Here is a 17057-nt window from a genome sequence, read left to right on the forward strand (position 1 = left end):
CGGCATCCCCATCACCACCCTCATCTTCCGCAACTACTACGCCACGGTGCCCACCGAGGTGGTGGAGGCGGCGCGCATCGACGGGGCCGGGTTGCTGGGCATCTACCGGGACGTCATCCTGCCGCTGTCCGTGCCGGGATTCGTCGTGGTGATCATCTGGCAGGTCACCCAGGTCTGGAACGAGTTCCTCTTCGCCGTGACCATCACCAGCAACCCGGCGCGTCAGCCGGTGCAGGTGGCGCTGCAGAACCTGGCCGGGAGTCAGATCGTCGAGTGGAACGTGCAGATGGCCGGGGCGCTGCTCACGGCCCTGCCCACGCTGCTCGTCTACATCTTCCTGGGCCGCTACTTCCTCCGCGGGCTGCTGGCGGGAGCGTTGAAGGGATGAGCGCCGCGCGCCGGGCGCGTCCGGAGAAAGCCGGGGTGCGGGCCGCCCTCGCCGGCGCCACCCGGCGGACCTGGGCCGAGATCGATCTCGATGCCATCGCCGCGAACGTCCGGGCACTGCGCGCGTTACTGGCCGGCGGGACGCGATTCATGGCCGTGGTCAAGGCCGACGGCTACGGCCACGGCGACGTCGCCGTGGCCCGCGCCGCCCTGCAGGCCGGGGCGGAGTGGCTCGGTGTGGCCACGGTGCAGGAAGGGCTCCGGCTGCGGCGGGCGAGGATCAGGGCGCCGGTGCTGGTGCTCGGCCCGGCCCACCCGGGGGAGGTCGGCCCGGCCGTGGGCGCCGGGCTCAGCCTGACCATCGCTTCGCCGGAGGGGCTGGCCCCGCTGCTGCGGGCCGGGCGCCGCGCCCGGCTGCACCTCAAGGTGGACACCGGGATGACGCGGCTCGGCGTGCCGCCCGCGGACGTCCCCGCGGTGCTCTCGCAACTGGCCCTCGCCGGATCGCATCTGGAGGGGGTCTACACCCACCTGGCGACGGCGGACGATCCCGACCAGGCCTTCGCCCGGGAGCAGCTGAACCGGTTCGAATCCGTCCTTCCCGCGGTGCGCCGGCGGTTTCCGGCGGCCATCGTCCACGCCGCCAACAGCGCGGCGGCCATCGGGACGCCGCGGGCGCGCTATGATCTGGTACGGGTGGGGCTGGCGATGTATGGGCTGCACCCGGCGCCGCACCTCCAGGACGCCGTGGCCCTTCAACCTGCGATGCGCCTGCTGAGCCGGGTGGTACGCGCCCAACGCGTCCCGCCCGGGACGGCGGTGAGTTACGGCGCCGCCTATCGCCTGCTCCGGGCGTCCACGATCGCCACCGTGGCCTGCGGCTACGCCGACGGCTATCCCCGGCTGGCCGGCCTGAGCGGGGAGCTGGTGCTCAACGGGGAACGGGTGCCGATCGCCGGCCGGGTCTGCATGGATCACCTCATGGTCGATGCGGGCGACCGCGCCGTGCGCGCCGGCGACGAGGTGGAACTCTTCGGCCGCACGATCTCCGCCGACGAGGTCGCCCGGTGGGCCCAGACCATCGCCTACGAGGTGGTGTGCGGGGTGGGGCCGCGGGTGCCCCGGGTCTACTTCCGCGGGGGGCGGCCGGTTGCGGTGAGGATGGGATGACCCCTCCGGCGCGGGCGGCATTCCAGGGCGAGCGGGGCGCCTACAGCGAGGAGGCGGCGCTGGCCCTCTTCCCGGACGCGGAGCCGATGCCGTGCGCCTCGCTGCGCGACGTCTTCGCCGCCGTCACCGAAGGCCGGGCCGCCTGGGGGGTCGTGCCCGTGGAGAACTCCCAGGCCGGGTCGATCAACGAGACCTACGACCTGCTCCTGGCGCACGCGCTTCACATCGTCGGCGAGTACGACCTGCGCGTGCGCCACTGCCTGCTGGCGCTCCCGGGCCGGACGCTGGCCGACCTGCGCGCGGTCTACTCCCATCCTCAGGCTCTCGCCCAGTGCGAGGAGTTCCTGCGCGCCCACCGTTTGGAGGCGATCGCCGCCTACGACACGGCGGGGAGCGCCCGGATGGTGGCGGAGCGCCGGATGGAGGACGCCGGGGTGATCGCCGGCCGTCGGGCCGCGGGGCTCTACGGGCTGGCGATCCTGGCCGAAGGGATCGAGACCAACCCCCACAACTACACGAAGTTCCTGGCCCTCGGCACGGCGCCGGCGCCGCGGTCGGCGGCCAGTAAGACCTCCATCGTCTTCACCACGCGCAACGTGCCGGGCGCCCTGCACCGGGCGCTCGGCGCCTTCGCCGCGCGGGCCATCAACCTGACCAAGCTGGAGTCGCGTCCGCGGCGGGAGGTGCCCTGGGAGTACGTCTTTTACGTGGATTTCGAAGGGCACCGGGACGACCCGGAGGTCGCCGCGGCCCTGCGGGAGCTGGAGGCCGTCGCCGCCTTCGTCCGCGTCCTGGGATCGTATCCGCGCGCGCCGCGTCCGCTGTGAACATCCTCCCGCTGGGCGAGTGCGCCGTGCTGATCGAGCTGGAGGACCGCCTCGATCCGGCCGTCAACGGCCGCGTGCGCGCCCTGGCCCGGCACCTGCGGGATCTGCCCGGCGTGGAAGACGTGGTCCCGGCCCTGCGGTCCGTGACGGTGGTGTTCGATCCGCTGACCGCCGATCCGGCGGTGATCGCGGAGACGGCGGAGCAGGTCCTGCCGGGGCTGACGCCGCAGGCCGGCACGACCGGCCGGACCTTCGAGGTTCCGGTCGCCTACGGGGGAGCGGCCGGCCCCGACCTGGAGGAGACCGCCGCATCCCTGGGGCTGAGCGCCGAGCAGTTCATCCGGATCCACGGCGGCGTGGAGTACACCGTCTTCATGCTCGGCTTCACGCCCGGCTTTCCCTATCTGGGCATCCTGCCCGAGGAGATCCGTGTTCCCCGCCTGCCCGTCCCGCGGGTGCGGGTGCCGGAGGGGTCGGTGGCGGTGGCCGACGCGATGACCGGCATCTATCCCCTGACATCGGCCGGCGGCTGGCGTCTGATCGGGCGGACCCCGCTGGCGATCTACGACCCCCGCCAGGCCGATCCCGTGCTGTTCCGCCCCGGCGACCGGGTGCGCTTCATCCCGGCGCCGCCTTCGCCCGTCCCGGAACGTCCCGGGCCCTCGCCGCTGCCCCTGCCGCGGCGTCCCGTCTTCGAGGTGCGCAGCGCCGGACTGTACACCACGGTGCAGGACGCCGGCCGACGCGGGTACCGCCACCTGGGCGTCCCGTCGTCCGGCGCAATGGATCCGCTGGCGCTGTGGGCGGCCAACACGGCGGTCGGTAACCCTCCGGGGGTGCCGGCGCTGGAGGTGACCGCCCCGGGTCCGGTCCTCCGGGTGCTCGAGCACACCACCGTCGCCCTGGCCGGGGCGGATCTGAGTCCGAGGCTGGACGGCGCCGAGATCGAACAGGGGGTGGCCCTCTTCCTCCGTCCCGGCCAGACGCTCGAGTTCGGCGCGCCGCGGCGGGGCATGTGGACCTATGTGGCTGTGGCCGGAGGGGTGGACGCGACCACGGCGCTGGGAAGCGCCTCGACGTATGTCCCCGGCCTCCTGGGCGGCAGCGGCGGCCGCCGGCTGCAGGACGGAGATGTGATCGGGGCGGGCCCGCCGCCGCCGACCAGGCGGAAGGTGGTCCCGGCGGAACAGGTCCCGCTTCCCGCCCACAGCCTCACCGTGCGCGTCATCCCCGGTCCGCAGGATGAGTGGCTGACGGAGGAAGGGCGGGGGGCGTTCCTGAAGCAGGAGTGGCGGATTTCCCCGCAGCGAGATCGGGCCGGTGTGCGGCTGGAGGGAGTCCCGCTGGCCCACCGGAGGTCGGGCGAGTTTCTTTCCGACGGGGTGATTCCGGGGGCGATCCAGGTGCCGTCGGGAGGTCGGCCCATCATCATCATGGCGGACGGACCGACGACCGGGGGCTATCCCAAAGCGGCCGTGGTGATCGCGGCGGATCTCCGTCTGGTGGCCCAGGCGCCTCCGCGCGCCGTACTCCGCTTCCGTCCCGTGACGCTGGAAGAAGCCCTGGAGGCGCTGCGGGAGCAGCGGGCGCGAATGGGGACCCGACGCGCAGAGACCGCGCCGGAGGACAGGGAGTGATGACGGATGCAGATCGGTAATCTGCCCAGGATCCGGCTGGCCCATCTGCCCACTCCGCTGGAGGAGGCCCCGCGCCTGACGGAGTTCCTCGGCGGGCCGCGGATCTGGGTCAAGCGCGACGATCTGACCGGGCTGGCCATCGGCGGGAACAAGGCGCGGAAACTGGAGTTCCTGCTCGGCCAGGCCCGCCACTCCGGCTGCGATGTGGTCATCACCGTGGGCGCCGTGCAGTCCAACCACGCCCGCATGACCGCCGCGGCGGCGCGGCGCCTGGGCCTGGACGTCGTGCTCGTGCTGAACGGCGAAGAGCCCGAGGTGAGCCAGGGGAATCTCCTCCTGGACCGCATCTTCGGCGCCGACGTCCGCATCGTCCAGACCGACGACGACTACGTCCTGATGGGGGTCGTGGACGACCTGGCGCGGCACCTACGCCGGGAAGGGCGGCGGCCCTACGTCATCCCGCGGGGCGGCAGCAACGCCCTCGGCGCGGCCGCCTACATGGCCGCGGCGTTGGAACTGCTCACCCAGGCCAACCAGATGGGCGTGCGCGTCGACGCCATCGTGCACGCCTCCACCTCCGGCGGCACCCAGGCCGGGCTCTACACCGGCACCAAGGTGACCGAAAGCGGAGTCCAGGTCATCGGGATCAGCGCCGGGCCGAAGAAGGAAGTGGTCGCGCAGCGGGTGCTGAAGATCGTCGAGGAGCTGACGGCGCTGCTGGAGCTGCGCTGGCGGCCCCATCCGGACGACATCCTCGTCTACGACGACTTCGTCGGCGAGCGCTACGGCGTCCCGACGCCGGAGTGCCTGGAGGCCATCAGGTTGGCGGCCCGCACCGAGGGGCTCCTCCTCGATCCGGTCTACACGGGCAAGGCCATGGCCGGTCTGCGGGGGCTCGTCGCCCGCGCGCAGTTCCGCGCCGGGCAGAACGTGGTATTCTGGCACACGGGCGGGCAGCCGGCGCTGTTCGCGCATGCCGCCGCCCTGCAGACCGGGTGATCGTCGACGAGGAGCGCATGGGACGGTGGCGGTGGGCGGCCGCGGTGGTGGCGACGGTCGCGCTGGGCTCGGCCGCCGGCGCGGCCGCGGATCCTGAGGCGGACCTGCATCGCGCCTTCGGCGCCTTCATCAAAGCGCGGCAGTTGGAGATCGACGCGGTGCCCGATCTGTATCCGGGCGGCTATGCCCGGATCAGCCTCCACGCCCGGCAGGCGGATCTGGGCGGCATGGTCGTGGAGGAAGCCTGGTTCCGCCTGGTCGGGGTGAGCCTCGATCCCGAGGCGCTGCGCCGGGGGGACCTGCGCGTGCTGGACCTGCGCGACAGCGCGATGCACCTGCGGGCCTCGCTGCGCAATCTGGAAGCCTACTTTCAACAGGGCAACGGCATCAAAGACATCCGGCTGCGGTCCGACGGCCAGTTTCTCTACGCCGAGGGCACGGTCCCCCTGGCCGGCGTGCCGGCGAAGGTTCACCTCAAGGGGTTCTTCGTCGTCGGCGGGACGAAGGACGTGTACTTCTACATCGACTCGTTGAAGATTAACGGGATGCCCGTGCTCTATCCCCTGATTCGCAGGTGGGAGCAGGAAATCAATCCGGTCTTCACCCAGGCCCTGTGGCCCGTCACCTTCAAGATCCGCTCGCTGCGGATGACCCCGGAGGCGTTCATCGTCTCGTCCCAGGCGGACGCCGCCGCGCCCTGCCTGTTCTGCACGGGCGGGGACGCCCCGACGGTGGCCCCGTGATGGACGCGCCGCGGGTGCGGGTGGGGATCACGGCGGCGGACGGGGGATCGGCCACCCCCCAGGGGCGCGCCTACGCCGCCGCGGTGGAGGCGGCGGGCGGCGAGGTGGTCTGGCTCGAGCCGTCCACGGTGTCGGGGCGCCCGCCGGAGGAGATCCTGCGCGAGGTGGACGCCCTGCTCCTCAGCGGCGGCGTGGACGTGGACCCCCGCCACTTCGGAGAGGACCCGCGTCCGGAGGCCGGGGTCGAGGTGGATCCGGCGCGCGACGCCGTGGAACTCCCGCTCATCCGCGCGGCGCTGGAACAGGATGTTCCGGTGCTGGGCATCTGCCGCGGCGTGCAGCTGCTGAACGTCGCGGCGGGAGGGACGTTGCACCAGGACCTGGGCCTCGTCGGCTTCGAAGAGACCCGCCATCAGCAGCGGGCGGCCGGTCGGCGGCCGGAGGAGCTGGCCCACGAGGTGCGCATCGAGCGGGGCAGCCGCCTGGGGCGGATCCTGGGCGCGGACCGCGTGGAGGTGAACAGCTTCCACCATCAGGGCATCAAGACGCCGGCGCCGGGCTTCGCCGTCACCGCGCGTTCCGCCGACGGCGTGATCGAGGGCCTGGAGCATCCCGGACGGACCTTTGTCGTGGGGGTCCAGTGGCATCCGGAACGGATGGTGGCGGCCCATCCGGTGCAGCGGCGGCTGTTCAGCGCACTGCTCGAGGCGGCGCGGCGCCGCAGGCAGGCGGCCGGGCGGCCGGCGACCTGACGGCGGGGACAGACCATGCGTCGGCTTGCGGAAGTGCTCGAGGCCGTCGGCCGGACCTCGAGCCGGCTCCAGAAGATCGACCTCCTGGCCGGCTACCTGCGCGGTCTTTCCGACGACGATCTGCGGATCGCCTGCACCTATCTCACCGGGTCCCCTTTTCCGGCGGGGAGTTCCCGCGCCCTCAACGTCGGCTGGTCGGCGATCGTCGAGGCGCTGCTGGACGTCAGCGGCGGCGGCAGTGAGGCGATGGACCAGAGCTACCTGCGCCACGGCGACCTGGGCAGCGTCGCCTTTGAGCTGCTGGCGCACAAGGCGGCACCGTCGCTGTTCAGCGCGCCCCTCACCCTGAGCGCCGTCCAGACCGCCTTCGAACGGATGGCCGCCGCGACCGGCGCCGGCTCCCGGCAGGTTAGGCTGGAGGGGATGCGCTCGCTGTTCAAAGACGCCGACCCCCGGGAGGCCAAGTACCTGGTCCGGATCATCACCTCCGACCTGCGCGTGGGTCTGAAGGAGGGACTGCTGGAGGAGGCGATCGCGAAAGCCTTCGCCCAGCCCCCGGCGGCCGTCCGCCGGGCCGAGATGCTGATCAGCGACATCGGCGTGGTGGCGGTGATGGCCCGGCAGAACCGCCTGGCCGAGGTGAGCCTGCAACTGTTCCGGCCCTTTCGATTCATGCTGGCCGAGACCATCTTTGCGCCCGAGGAGGCCTTCCAAGGTCGCCCGCCGGCCGCGGCGCTCATCGTGGAGGACAAATACGACGGCATCAGAGCCCAGGTCCACTACGACGGCGCGCGCCTGGCCATCTTCACCCGGACCCTGGACGAGATCACGGCCTCCTTTCCCGAACTGCACGAGGAGCTCCGCCGCCTGGCTCCCTCCTACATTCTCGACGGAGAGATCGTGGCCTGGCAGGACGGGCGGGCCATCCCCTTCACCCGCCTCCAGCAGCGCCTGCGCCGCAAGGATCCCGGGGCGCTGCTGCGGTCGGTGCCGGTGGCGCTGTTCGTCTTCGACCTGCTGCTGCTCGACGGCGTCCCGCTGCTGGACCGGCCGCTGGCCGAGCGGCGGGCCGAGATGTCGCGGCGCCTGCGCTTCGGGGACGCCGTCCGGCCGGCCGCGGCGATCCAGGCGGCGCGGCCCGACGAGGTCGCCCTCGCCTTCCGCGGTGCCCGCGACCGCGGCAACGAAGGAGTGGTCATCAAGCGTCCGGAGTCCCCCTACCAGCCCGGACGGCGGGGCAGCCACTGGATGAAACTGAAGGAGGAGCTGGCCACCCTGGACGTCGTGGTCGTCGCCGCCGAACACGGCCACGGCAAGCGGGCCGGGGTGCTGAGCGACGTCACCTTCGCCGTGCGCAACGGGGAACGCCTGACCGTGGTGGGCAAGGCCTACAGCGGCCTGACCGACGAGGAGATCCGCGGGCTCACGGAGTGGTTCCGGGCCCACACCGTCAGCGACCGCGGCCGGGTCAAGATCGTCGAGCCGAAGATCGTCCTGGAAGTGGCCTTCGACGCCGTGACGCGCAGCGACCGCCACGACAGCGGGTACGCCCTGCGGTTCCCCCGGATCAAGCGCATCCGTGACGACAAGACCCCCGAAGAGATCAGCACCCTCGACGACGTCGTCCGCATCTATCAGGCGCAGGGCGCCTCGCGCGGAGGCGTTTCCCCGCGCCTGGGCGCCGCCGGCGTGGAAAGCGTGGTACCGTCAAAGAGGGGGGAAACGGATGCGTAGGATTCCGCGGGGCGCCGTCCTGGTCGGGTTGCTGGTCGGCCTGTGCGCCGGCGTGGTCCTGGCCACCCCGCCGGCGCCGCCGATCCTTCGCATCCGCATCGACGGCGTGATCGCGCCGAGCAGCGCCCGCTACCTCGTCCGGGCGATCCGGGAAGCCGAACGGATCGGGGCCCGCGCCCTGCTCGTCGAACTGAACACGCCCGGGGGCCTGATGAAGTCGATGGACGAGATCACGGGGGCGATGCTCAACGCCCGCGTGCCGATCCTCGTCTACATCAGCCCCAGCGGCGCCCGGGCCGCCTCGGCCGGCGTCTTCATCACCTACGCCGCGAACATCGCGGCGATGGCCCCCGCCACCCGCATCGGCGCCGCCCATCCGGTGGGCGTCGGGCCGCCGGGCGGCGAGGAAGACCGCACATCGATGGACAAGGTCGTCAACGACGCTGTGGCCGGCCTCCGGGCCATCGCGCGCCGCCGGGGCCGCAACGCCGACTGGGCCGAAGCCGCCGTGCGCCGGAGCGTCTCCATCGACGAAGAGCAGGCGGTGAAACTCCGCGTCGTCGACCTGGTCGCCCCGAACACCGAGGCCCTGCTGGCCGCCGTCCACGGCCGGACGGTGGAGACCGCCGCCGGCACCGTCGCCCTGGCCACCCGGGGCGCGGACGTTCGCACGGTGCACATGGACCTCCGCGAGCGGTTCCTCGACCTGCTGAGCGATCCCAACATCGGTCTCATCCTCATGACCATCGCCATCTACGGGATCATCTTCGAACTGAGCAACCCCGGGGCGATCCTGCCCGGCGTCGTGGGGGCGATCGCCCTGGTCCTGGCCCTGGCCTCCTTCGCCATCCTCCAGGTCAACGCCGCGGGGCTGCTGCTTATCGCGCTCAGCGTCGTCTTCTTCATCGCCGACATCAAGGTCCCCGGACACGGCGTGCTGACGGTGGGCGGCATCCTGGCCTTCCTGTTCGGCGCGTTGCTCCTGACCGAGCGGCAGGCGCCGTTTCTGCGGGTGTCGTTCCAGCTCGCCGCCTTCATCGCCGTGCTCACCGGCGCCTTCTTCCTGTTCGCCGTCGGCGCCGGCATCCGGGCGCAGCGGGCGCGGGCCCGGATGGGCAGCGAGACCCTGATCGGCGCCGAGGGCGTCGCGCGCACCGAGGTCGGCCGGGAGGGCCTGGTCTACGTCGCAGGCGAGATGTGGACGGCGACGGCGGAGGCCGAACCCATTCCGGAGGGATCCCGGGTCGTTGTCGTCGGCGTGGAGGGGCTGCGCCTGCGGGTGCGGCCTGCGGGGAGATGACCGCGCCCCGGCCGCGGGCCGTCCGCACCACGTCTCCTGCGGAAACCGAAGGCCTCGGCCGGTGCCTGGGAGCGTTGCTGCGGGCCGGAGATGTCGTAGCCCTCTCCGGCGACCTCGGTGCGGGGAAGACGGTCCTGGCCCGGGGGATCGCCGAGGGAGCGGGGACCCGGGGGCACATCGCCAGTCCCACCTTCACGCTCATCCGGGAATACCACGGACCGGTGGTCGTCTACCACGCCGACCTGTTCCGGCTCGACGAGCCGGCCCAGCTGGCGGACGTCGGATTGGAAGAGGTCCTGGACGGCGCCGGCGTGACCATCATCGAGTGGGCGGAGAAGGCCCGGGCCCTGCTCCCGGCGGAATACCTGGGGATCGAGATCCGCTTCACCGACCAGGAGGAGGTCAGGGAGATCCTTCTCGTCCCCTACGGCGCGCGCTACGAGGCGATGGTCGGCCGCCTCCTGGGACGGCAGGGAGAGCGTGATGCGCATCCTGGCGATTGAGACCGCCACCGCGGAAGGCAGCGTGGCCCTGCTGGAGGGCGATCGGGTGCTGCGACAGGTCGTGGCCTCCGTGCCGCAGCGCCACCTGGAGTGGCTGGCGCCGGCCATCGACCAGGCCCTGCAGGCGGTCGGATGGCGCCCGGCGGAGGTGCAGGCCGTGGCGGTCTCGCGCGGGCCGGGCACCTTCACGGGGGTGCGCATCGGCGTGGCCACGGCCGCGGCCTGGGCGCGCGCCACGGGCATTCCCCTCGTGGCCGTCTCCACCCTGGAAACGCTGGCGGCCGGGGTGGAGGAGGGAGGGCTGATCTGTCCGGTGCTGGATGCGCGAAGAGGAGAGGTGGTCGGCGCGCTGTTCGAAGGCGACGGTGCGCTGCGGCGCGTGACGGAGGATTTCGTCGTCCCCGTGGAGGCGCTGCTGGCGGAGCTGCCGAAAGATCGCTCCGTGGTCTTGGCCGGCGACGCCCTGGCGCGCTACGGGGAGGTGCTGCGCGCGCATCCGCAGGTCCGCCTGGCGCGGGCCGACCGCTGGGTCCCCCGCGCGGCCACGACCGGACGCCTGGCCTTGACCCGGCTCCTCAGAGGCGAACATGACGATCCCTATCGGGTGGTGCCCACCTACGCCCGGCCGGCCCCCGTGGCGGTGAGCCGGGCGTGAAGCAGATCACGCGCGTCCAGCTGCGGCCGATGACGGTGGACGACATCCCGCGCGTCCTGGAGATCGAGCGCCAGTCATTCCGCACCCCCTGGCCCAGCGACGCCTACTTCCACGAGCTGAAGGAGAACCGCCTGGCGGCGTACATCGTGGCGAAGGTGGACGACCGGCTGGTGGGCTACGCCGGGATGTGGGTCATCCTGGACGAGGCGCACATCACGACGATCGCCGTGGAGCCGGCGCTGCGCGGACAGAAGGTGGGGGAGCGGCTGCTGGTGGGGCTGATCGACGCCGCGCTGGAGCGGGGCGCCCGCTGGATGACCCTCGAGGTGCGGAAGTCCAACCTCACCGCGCAGAACCTCTACCGCAAATACGGGTTTCGCGAGATCGGCACCCGCAAGGGTTACTACTCGGACAACCGCGAGGACGCCATCGTGATGTGGACCGGCAACCTCCGCGAGCGGGAGTTTCAGGAGCGGCTGGCCAGACTGCGCCAGGCGATGGAGGCGGACTAGCCCCGGAGCGATGCGCGTCCTGGCCGTCGAGACCTCCTGCGATGAGACCGCCGCGGCCGTGGTGGGCGACGGCTTCCGGATCCACAGCAACGTCGTGGCCTCCCAGGCCGCCCTGCACCGCCGCTTCGGCGGCGTCGTCCCCGAACTGGCTTCGCGCAAGCACATCGAGCGGCTGCTGCCGGTGGTGGACGAGGCGCTGGAGCAGGCCGGGACCGACCTCGGCGGCATCGACGGGCTCGCCGTCACCCGGGGGCCGGGTCTGGTGGGGGCGCTGACGGTGGGCGTGGCCGCGGTGAAGGCCATGGCCCTGGCCCGCGGGCTGCCCTTTGTCGGCGTGAACCACCTCGAAGGCCACCTCTACAGCATCTTTCTGGCGGAGCCGGAGATCGCCTTTCCGGTCCTGGCGCTCATCGTCTCGGGGGCGCATGCCGACCTCGTGGTCATGCACGATCACGGGCGGTACGAGGTTCTCGGCCGCAGCCGCGACGACGCGGCCGGGGAGGCGTTCGACAAAGTGGCCCGGGCGATGGGGCTGGGCTATCCCGGCGGACCGGAACTCGACCGCCTGGGCAGCGGGGGGCGTCCGGACGCCGTACCCCTTCCGTTGCCGATGGCGGACGAATCCTGGGACTTTTCCTTCAGCGGGGTGAAGACGGCGGCGCTGCGGGCGTGGCGGGCCCACGGGGGCGACGGGGCGTTCCGCAGCGACCTGGCGGCCTCGCTGCAGCGCGTCGTGGTCGAGGTGCTGGTGCGCAAGACAATGCGGGCGGCGGAGCGCTACCTGCCCTCCACCGTGGCCGTGACCGGCGGCGTTGCCGCCAACTCCCGGCTGCGCGCGGAGATGGCCGAAGCCTGCCGCCGGCGCGGCCTCCGGCTGGTGATCCCGCCCCCGGTGCTGTGCACGGACAACGCGGCCATGATCGCCGCCGCCGGCCTGGTGCGCCTCACCCGCGGCGAGCGCTCGCCGCTGAATCTGTCCGCAGAGAGCGACCTCCCCCTCTAGCAGGGCGCCCTTCTGGGCAGAGAAGACGAACGAATTCCTCCTTGCGGAAAGGATCGTGCGGAAAAATTCGGCCGGGGGATATCTGACCTGTCCCTGTGGATAACGTGGATAATCCTGTGAGTAAGGCGTCCCGCAACGCTTCCCGTTCTCGATGGCGGGGACGGCGCCGGGCGGTCCGGCTGCCGGACGTTCGTGACTGTTGCTAGCCGGGGACCCTAGCGCGCGCGTGGTAGAGCCGCTTCTCGGCCAGAGCCAGGAGCGCGTCCGGATCGGTCCCGTCCACCGGGCAGGAGGCCAGGGCCCAGGTCAGGAGCGGAAGCATGATGAACCGCCCCCGGACGGCGACGTCCCGACCCTCGACCAGTTCCCGGATCCGGTTCACCGCCTGCGCCGCCTGGGCGTAGTCGATCTCCGGCATCAGCAGTCCGAAGGTTCCGCCGTCCAGCCGGGCCAGGAAATCTGTCTTCCGGATCGCCGGCAGCATGACCTCGCCCAGCCGCCGCAGCATCTCGTCACCGGCGGCGTACCCGTGCAGGGCGTTGAACTCCGCCAGCGCGCGGACGTCGGCCAGGGCCAGGGCAAAGCGTGTGCCGTAGCGCTCGTGGCGCCGGGCCTCCTCGCGCAGGCGCGTCACCAGCGCCCGGCGGTTCAACAGCCCCGTGACCTCGTCGGTGGCGGAGAGACGCTTCACCTCCGCCCGCGCCAGCGCCGCGTCGACGGCGGGAGCCACGGCCTCTGCGGCGCGGGCCAGCAGCCGCATCGCCGATTCGGTGAAGGCGCCGCCGGTGGCCATCACGACTCCCACGGCCCGCCCGGCGGAGAGCAGCGGGGCGCAGACGCCGTCCCCGTCCGCTTGGCGCTGCTCCGCCCGGCGCTCCAGCGCCAGCCACGGCGTGGATCGGCTGCGGGGCAGCACGCTTCCCGGCAGCGGCGCGCCGGTGGAGGCCTCGACGCGGAGGACCCGGCGCTCGTCGTCGCGCAGCAGGACCGCGGCGTGGCCGCACTGGAGCAGATGCGCGGTGGCCCGGGCCAGACGGTCGGCGACCTCGTGCAGATCCTCGGCGTCCCGGATCTGCTGCACCACCTGCCGCACCAGGTCTCCCTCGTCGGCGGCGGCCTGCGCCGCCCTGACCGGCGGCGGTGCAGGCTCGCCCTCCAGGACGCGCGTTCTGATGTTCCGGTACCAGGGAGAACCGAGGCGGCGCTCGCGCTCGACGACCCGGACCAAAGCCTCCACCACGGCGGGATGGAACTGGGTGCCGGCGTGCCGCCGGATCTCCTCGAGGGCGCTGTCCACGTCGCGCGCCGCATGGTAGGTGCGGTGGCTGGTCATCGCGTCGAAGGCGTCCGCCACGGCGAGGATCGCGGCGCCGATGGGGATGGCGTCGCCGCGCAGCCCGTCGGGGTAGCCCTGCCCGTCGTAGCGCTCGTGGTGGTGGCGGACGATCGTCACCAGGTCGCGCAGCGGTCCCGGGCGGTCGATGATGGAGGCCCCGAGGCTGGCGTGGGTCATCATGATGGCGCGCTCCGAGGCGTCCAGCGCTCCCGGCTTCTGGAGAATCGCGTCGGGGATGCCGATCTTGCCGATGTCGTGCAGCAGCCCGGCCAGCCGGACCTTCTCCTCTTCCTGCGGGGGCAGTTTCATCTCGGCGGCGAGCATCGCCACCAGTTCGGCGATATCTTCCGAGTGTCCGTGGGTGTAGGCGTCCTTGGCGTCCACGGCCGCGGCCAGGGCCTTGATCGTGGAGAGGAACAGGTTCTGGACCTGCTGGTACAGCCGGGCGTTCTCGATGGCGGTGGCGGCCTGCGCCGCAAAGTACTCCAGCACCGACAGCTCGCCCTGGTAGGCGCCCGGCGCCTTCTCGCTCAGCAGCAGCAGGGCGCCGATCACGCCGCTCTTCCTCCGCAGCGGCAGCCCGCAGACGGCGCGGAACCGGCCGACGTCTCCGGGCGCGGACCGGTGGTCCGGCTGCAGCCGGAGGATGAGGGCGCGGCCCGTCCGCAGCACCTCCGCGGCATGGGACTCCAGCGCGGTGAACGCGCCGTCGCCGGAGGCCGAGGAGAGGCCCCAGCTGGCCGCCGGTGCGGCGCGGCCGTCTTCGGCCAGGAAGAGGACGGCGGCGCCGGAGTGGCCGCTGAGGTGCGTGCCGACCTCGCAGACCATCGGCAGCACGCGCTGGACATCGAGGGACCCGAGAATGGCGTCGGTGGCCTTGAAGACCCGGCCCACGAGCTCGGCCTGATCGGCCCGACGGCGTCCGGTCCGGACGGCGCCGGCCGCGCGCCAGAACAGCAGCGCCGCGGCGACGACGGCGAGACCGGCCAGGAGCAGACGGGGAATCAGCGCGTCCATCCGTCCTCTTCCTGCCCCCGGCCGGAAGGGGCGTAGTCCTGACCTCCGCGCACCCCTCCTCCCAGGACGGCGCCCTGCGGCCGCCGCCCCGGCCCAAAAAGGGGCTTGAACACCGCGGCCCGGCTCCATATCATTGTTGCTGTCTAGCACTCACCAAGGCTGAGTGCTAATTCCCGAAGGGTAGGTCGAAAAGGAGGGGAACGCTATGAAGCTGCGGCCGCTTGGCGACCGCGTCGTGGTCAGGCCCTTTGAGGACGAGGAGCGCACCAAGGGCGGCATCGTCCTGCCCGACACCGCGAAGGAGAAGCCTCAGCGGGGCGAGGTCATCGCCGTCGGACCGGGGGAGTGGGACCAGGAGGGAGAGAAGCGCATCCCCCTGGACGTCAAGGTCGGCGATCACGTCCTGTTCGCCAAGTACTCGGGCTCGGAGTTCAAGATCGACGGGGTGGATCACCTGATCCTCCGCGCCAGCGACATCCTGGCCGTGGTCGAGCGCGAGCCGGCCGGGGCCAAGAAGTAGACCGGAGCGATTCGATCCGCGGAGGTGAGGGCAGTGCCCAAACTGCTGTCGTATGACGAGACCGCCCGGCGGGCTATGGAGCGCGGCGTCAACAAACTGGCCGACGCTGTGAGGATCACCCTGGGCCCGAAGGGCCGCAACGTGGTGCTGGAAAAGAAATTCGGCTCCCCCACCATCACCCACGACGGCGTGACGGTGGCCAAGGAGATCGAGCTGGAAGATCCCTTCGAGAACGCCGGCGCCCAGCTGGTGCGCGAGGTGGCCACCAAGACGGAGGACGTCGCCGGCGACGGCACCACCACCGCCACCGTGCTGGCCCAGGCCCTGATCCGCGACGGCTTGAAGATGGTCGCCGCCGGCAGCAACCCCATGGCCCTCAAGCGGGGGATCGACCGGGCCGTGGCCGCGGCCGTGGAGGAGATCCGCAAGGCGGCCAAGCCGGTGGAGACCAAGGAGGCCATCCAGTCCGTGGCCACCATCTCGGCGAACGAGCCCGACATCGGCGCGCTCATCGCCGACGCCATGGACAAGGTGGGCAAGGACGGCGTGATCACCGTCGAGGAGAGCAAGGGCACCGAGACCACCGTGGAGGTGGTCGAGGGCATGATGTTCGACAAGGGCTACATCTCCGCCTACTTCGTCACCGATCCGGAGAAGATGGAGGCGGTCCTGGAGAACCCCTACATCCTGATCACGGACAAGAAGATCTCCGCGGTCAAAGACCTCCTCCCGATCCTGGAGAAGATCGCCCAGGTCAACCGCCCGATCCTGGTCATCGCCGAGGATGTGGAGGGCGAAGCCCTGGCCACCCTGGTGGTGAACAAGCTGCGCGGCACCCTGCAGTCGGTGGCGGTGAAGGCGCCGGCCTTCGGCGAGCGCCGCAAGGCCATCCTGGAGGACATCGCCATCCTCACCGGCGGCCAGGTGATCAGCGAAGAGGTGGGCCTGAAGCTGGAGAACGCCACGGTGCAGATGCTCGGCCGCGCCGGCCAGGTGCGCGTGCGCAAGGAAGAGACCATCATCGTCGACGGCGCCGGAGCGAAGGACAAGATCGAGAAGCGGATCCAGCAGCTGCGCAAGCAGATCGAGGAAACCGAGTCCGACTACGACCGCGAGAAGCTCCAGGAGCGCCTGGGCAAGCTCAGCGGCGGGGTGGCCGTGATCAAGGTCGGCGCCCACAGCGAGGCGGAGCTGAAGTACCGCAAGACCCGCACCGAGGACGCCCTGCGCGCCACCCGCTCCGCGGTGGAGGAGGGTATCGTCCCGGGCGGCGGCAGCATCCTGGTGCACGCCAGCAAGGCCCTGGAGAAGCTTGAGGCCGAGGGCGACGAGAAGACCGGGATCGCCCTGGTGGCCCGGGCGCTGCTCGAGCCGGCCCGGCAGCTGGCGGTCAATGCCGGCCAGGAGGGCTGGCTGATCGTGGAGCGGCTGAAGAACGAGCCCCTCGGCACCGGCTACAACGTGCTCACCGGGAAGTTCGAGGACATGATCCGCGCGGGCATCGTGGACCCGGCGAAGGTCGTCCGCTCCGCCCTGCAGAACGCGGCCAGCATCGCCTCCCTGGTGCTGACCACCGAAGCCATGGTCGTGGAGAAGCCGGAGGAGGAGAAGGCCCCGGCCACCCCCTCCGTGCCGCCGATGTAGTCAGGCCGCGCCTGGTCTCGCCGGCCCGAGGGCCCTGCCGTCCTCCGGCAGGGCCCTCGACTTTCCTCCCGGACGTCACGTCGGCTTCATGAGACATAAGGTGGATTCCTCACCGCCGTCTTCCTGGCGGCGAGCCTGCTGCCGGATCTGGCCGTGCCGGCTCTTGCCCAGATCCCCTTCGCCCCGCCGCTGCCGCTGCCGGAGGATCCGCTGGGCCAGCAGCCCGAGCAGCGGCTTCCCGAGCTATCGCTCGATGTCGATGTGCGGGACGGGCACCTGACGGTGCGGGCGGTGGACATCTGGGGGCCGGGGCGCGTG

Annotated in this window: 16 protein-coding genes; 15 read left to right on the top strand and 1 reads right to left on the bottom strand. The window is 71.8% G+C overall.

Going from position 1 to position 17057, the window contains the following annotated elements:
* From QN141_13660 to tsaD, 13 genes are all read left to right on the top strand, one after another.
* Nucleotides 1–388: carbohydrate ABC transporter permease (locus QN141_13660; GenBank protein ID MDR7559524.1), on the top strand; the 388-nt coding region annotated here is incomplete at its 5' end.
* Complete coding sequence (gene alr, locus QN141_13665) at nucleotides 385–1557, top strand: alanine racemase (GenBank protein MDR7559525.1); 1173 nt, start codon at nucleotides 385–387, stop codon at nucleotides 1555–1557. The genes QN141_13660 and alr, both read left to right, overlap by 4 nt.
* A complete protein-coding gene (gene pheA / locus QN141_13670) occupies nucleotides 1554–2384 on the top strand; it encodes a prephenate dehydratase (protein ID MDR7559526.1) in 831 nt (276 codons plus the stop codon). The genes alr and pheA overlap by 4 nt, the downstream gene beginning before the upstream one ends.
* Nucleotides 2381–4021, top strand: coding sequence for a 5-oxoprolinase subunit PxpB (gene pxpB, locus QN141_13675; GenBank protein ID MDR7559527.1), 1641 nt, complete (start codon nucleotides 2381–2383; stop codon nucleotides 4019–4021). The genes pheA and pxpB overlap by 4 nt, the downstream gene beginning before the upstream one ends.
* Nucleotides 4022–4027: 6 nt before the next feature.
* A complete protein-coding gene (locus QN141_13680) occupies nucleotides 4028–5020 on the top strand; it encodes a D-cysteine desulfhydrase family protein (protein ID MDR7559528.1) in 993 nt (330 codons plus the stop codon).
* Between the two features lie 17 nt (nucleotides 5021–5037).
* Entirely contained in the window at nucleotides 5038–5763 is a 726-nt protein-coding gene (locus QN141_13685) for a hypothetical protein (protein ID MDR7559529.1), read from the top strand.
* On the top strand, nucleotides 5763–6515 hold the full coding sequence (locus tag QN141_13690) for a gamma-glutamyl-gamma-aminobutyrate hydrolase family protein (GenBank protein ID MDR7559530.1): 753 nt from the start codon (nucleotides 5763–5765) through the stop codon (nucleotides 6513–6515). The genes QN141_13685 and QN141_13690 overlap by 1 nt, the downstream gene beginning before the upstream one ends.
* Nucleotides 6516–6530: 15 nt before the next feature.
* Nucleotides 6531–8249, top strand: a complete 1719-nt coding sequence (locus QN141_13695) for an ATP-dependent DNA ligase (GenBank protein MDR7559531.1) — start codon at nucleotides 6531–6533, stop codon at nucleotides 8247–8249.
* Nucleotides 8242–9549, top strand: a complete 1308-nt coding sequence (locus QN141_13700; protein MDR7559532.1) for a nodulation protein NfeD — start codon at nucleotides 8242–8244, stop codon at nucleotides 9547–9549. The genes QN141_13695 and QN141_13700 overlap by 8 nt, the downstream gene beginning before the upstream one ends.
* The gene (gene tsaE, locus QN141_13705; GenBank protein ID MDR7559533.1) at nucleotides 9546–10052 is read left to right on the top strand and encodes a tRNA (adenosine(37)-N6)-threonylcarbamoyltransferase complex ATPase subunit type 1 TsaE; all 507 of its coding nucleotides are present in this window, start codon (nucleotides 9546–9548) and stop codon (nucleotides 10050–10052) included. The genes QN141_13700 and tsaE overlap by 4 nt, the downstream gene beginning before the upstream one ends.
* Complete coding sequence (gene tsaB, locus QN141_13710; GenBank protein ID MDR7559534.1) at nucleotides 10033–10707, top strand: tRNA (adenosine(37)-N6)-threonylcarbamoyltransferase complex dimerization subunit type 1 TsaB; 675 nt, start codon at nucleotides 10033–10035, stop codon at nucleotides 10705–10707. The genes tsaE and tsaB overlap by 20 nt, the downstream gene beginning before the upstream one ends.
* Nucleotides 10708–10712: 5 nt before the next feature.
* On the top strand, nucleotides 10713–11219 hold the full coding sequence (gene rimI, locus QN141_13715) for a ribosomal protein S18-alanine N-acetyltransferase (GenBank protein MDR7559535.1): 507 nt from the start codon (nucleotides 10713–10715) through the stop codon (nucleotides 11217–11219).
* Between the two features lie 10 nt (nucleotides 11220–11229).
* Entirely contained in the window at nucleotides 11230–12222 is a 993-nt protein-coding gene (gene tsaD / locus QN141_13720; GenBank protein MDR7559536.1) for a tRNA (adenosine(37)-N6)-threonylcarbamoyltransferase complex transferase subunit TsaD, read from the top strand.
* A gap of 202 nt (nucleotides 12223–12424) precedes the next feature.
* On the opposite strand, the gene QN141_13725 is transcribed toward tsaD, so the two are convergent.
* Entirely contained in the window at nucleotides 12425–14575 is a 2151-nt protein-coding gene (locus QN141_13725) for a diguanylate cyclase (protein MDR7559537.1), read from the bottom strand.
* 205 nt (nucleotides 14576–14780) lie between these two features.
* Here QN141_13725 and groES point away from each other — a divergent pair, with 205 nt between their 5' ends.
* Nucleotides 14781–15095: a co-chaperone GroES gene (groES, locus tag QN141_13730; protein ID MDR7559538.1), complete on the top strand. Its 315-nt coding sequence runs from the start codon at nucleotides 14781–14783 to the stop codon at nucleotides 15093–15095.
* Between the two features lie 33 nt (nucleotides 15096–15128).
* A complete protein-coding gene (gene groL, locus QN141_13735; GenBank protein MDR7559539.1) occupies nucleotides 15129–16739 on the top strand; it encodes a chaperonin GroEL in 1611 nt (536 codons plus the stop codon).
* The last annotated feature ends 318 nt before the right edge of the window (nucleotides 16740–17057 follow it).

The sequence above is a fragment of the Armatimonadota bacterium genome (assembly GCA_031459765.1).
GTDB classification, from domain to species: domain Bacteria; phylum Sysuimicrobiota; class Sysuimicrobiia; order Sysuimicrobiales; family Kaftiobacteriaceae; genus Kaftiobacterium; species Kaftiobacterium secundum.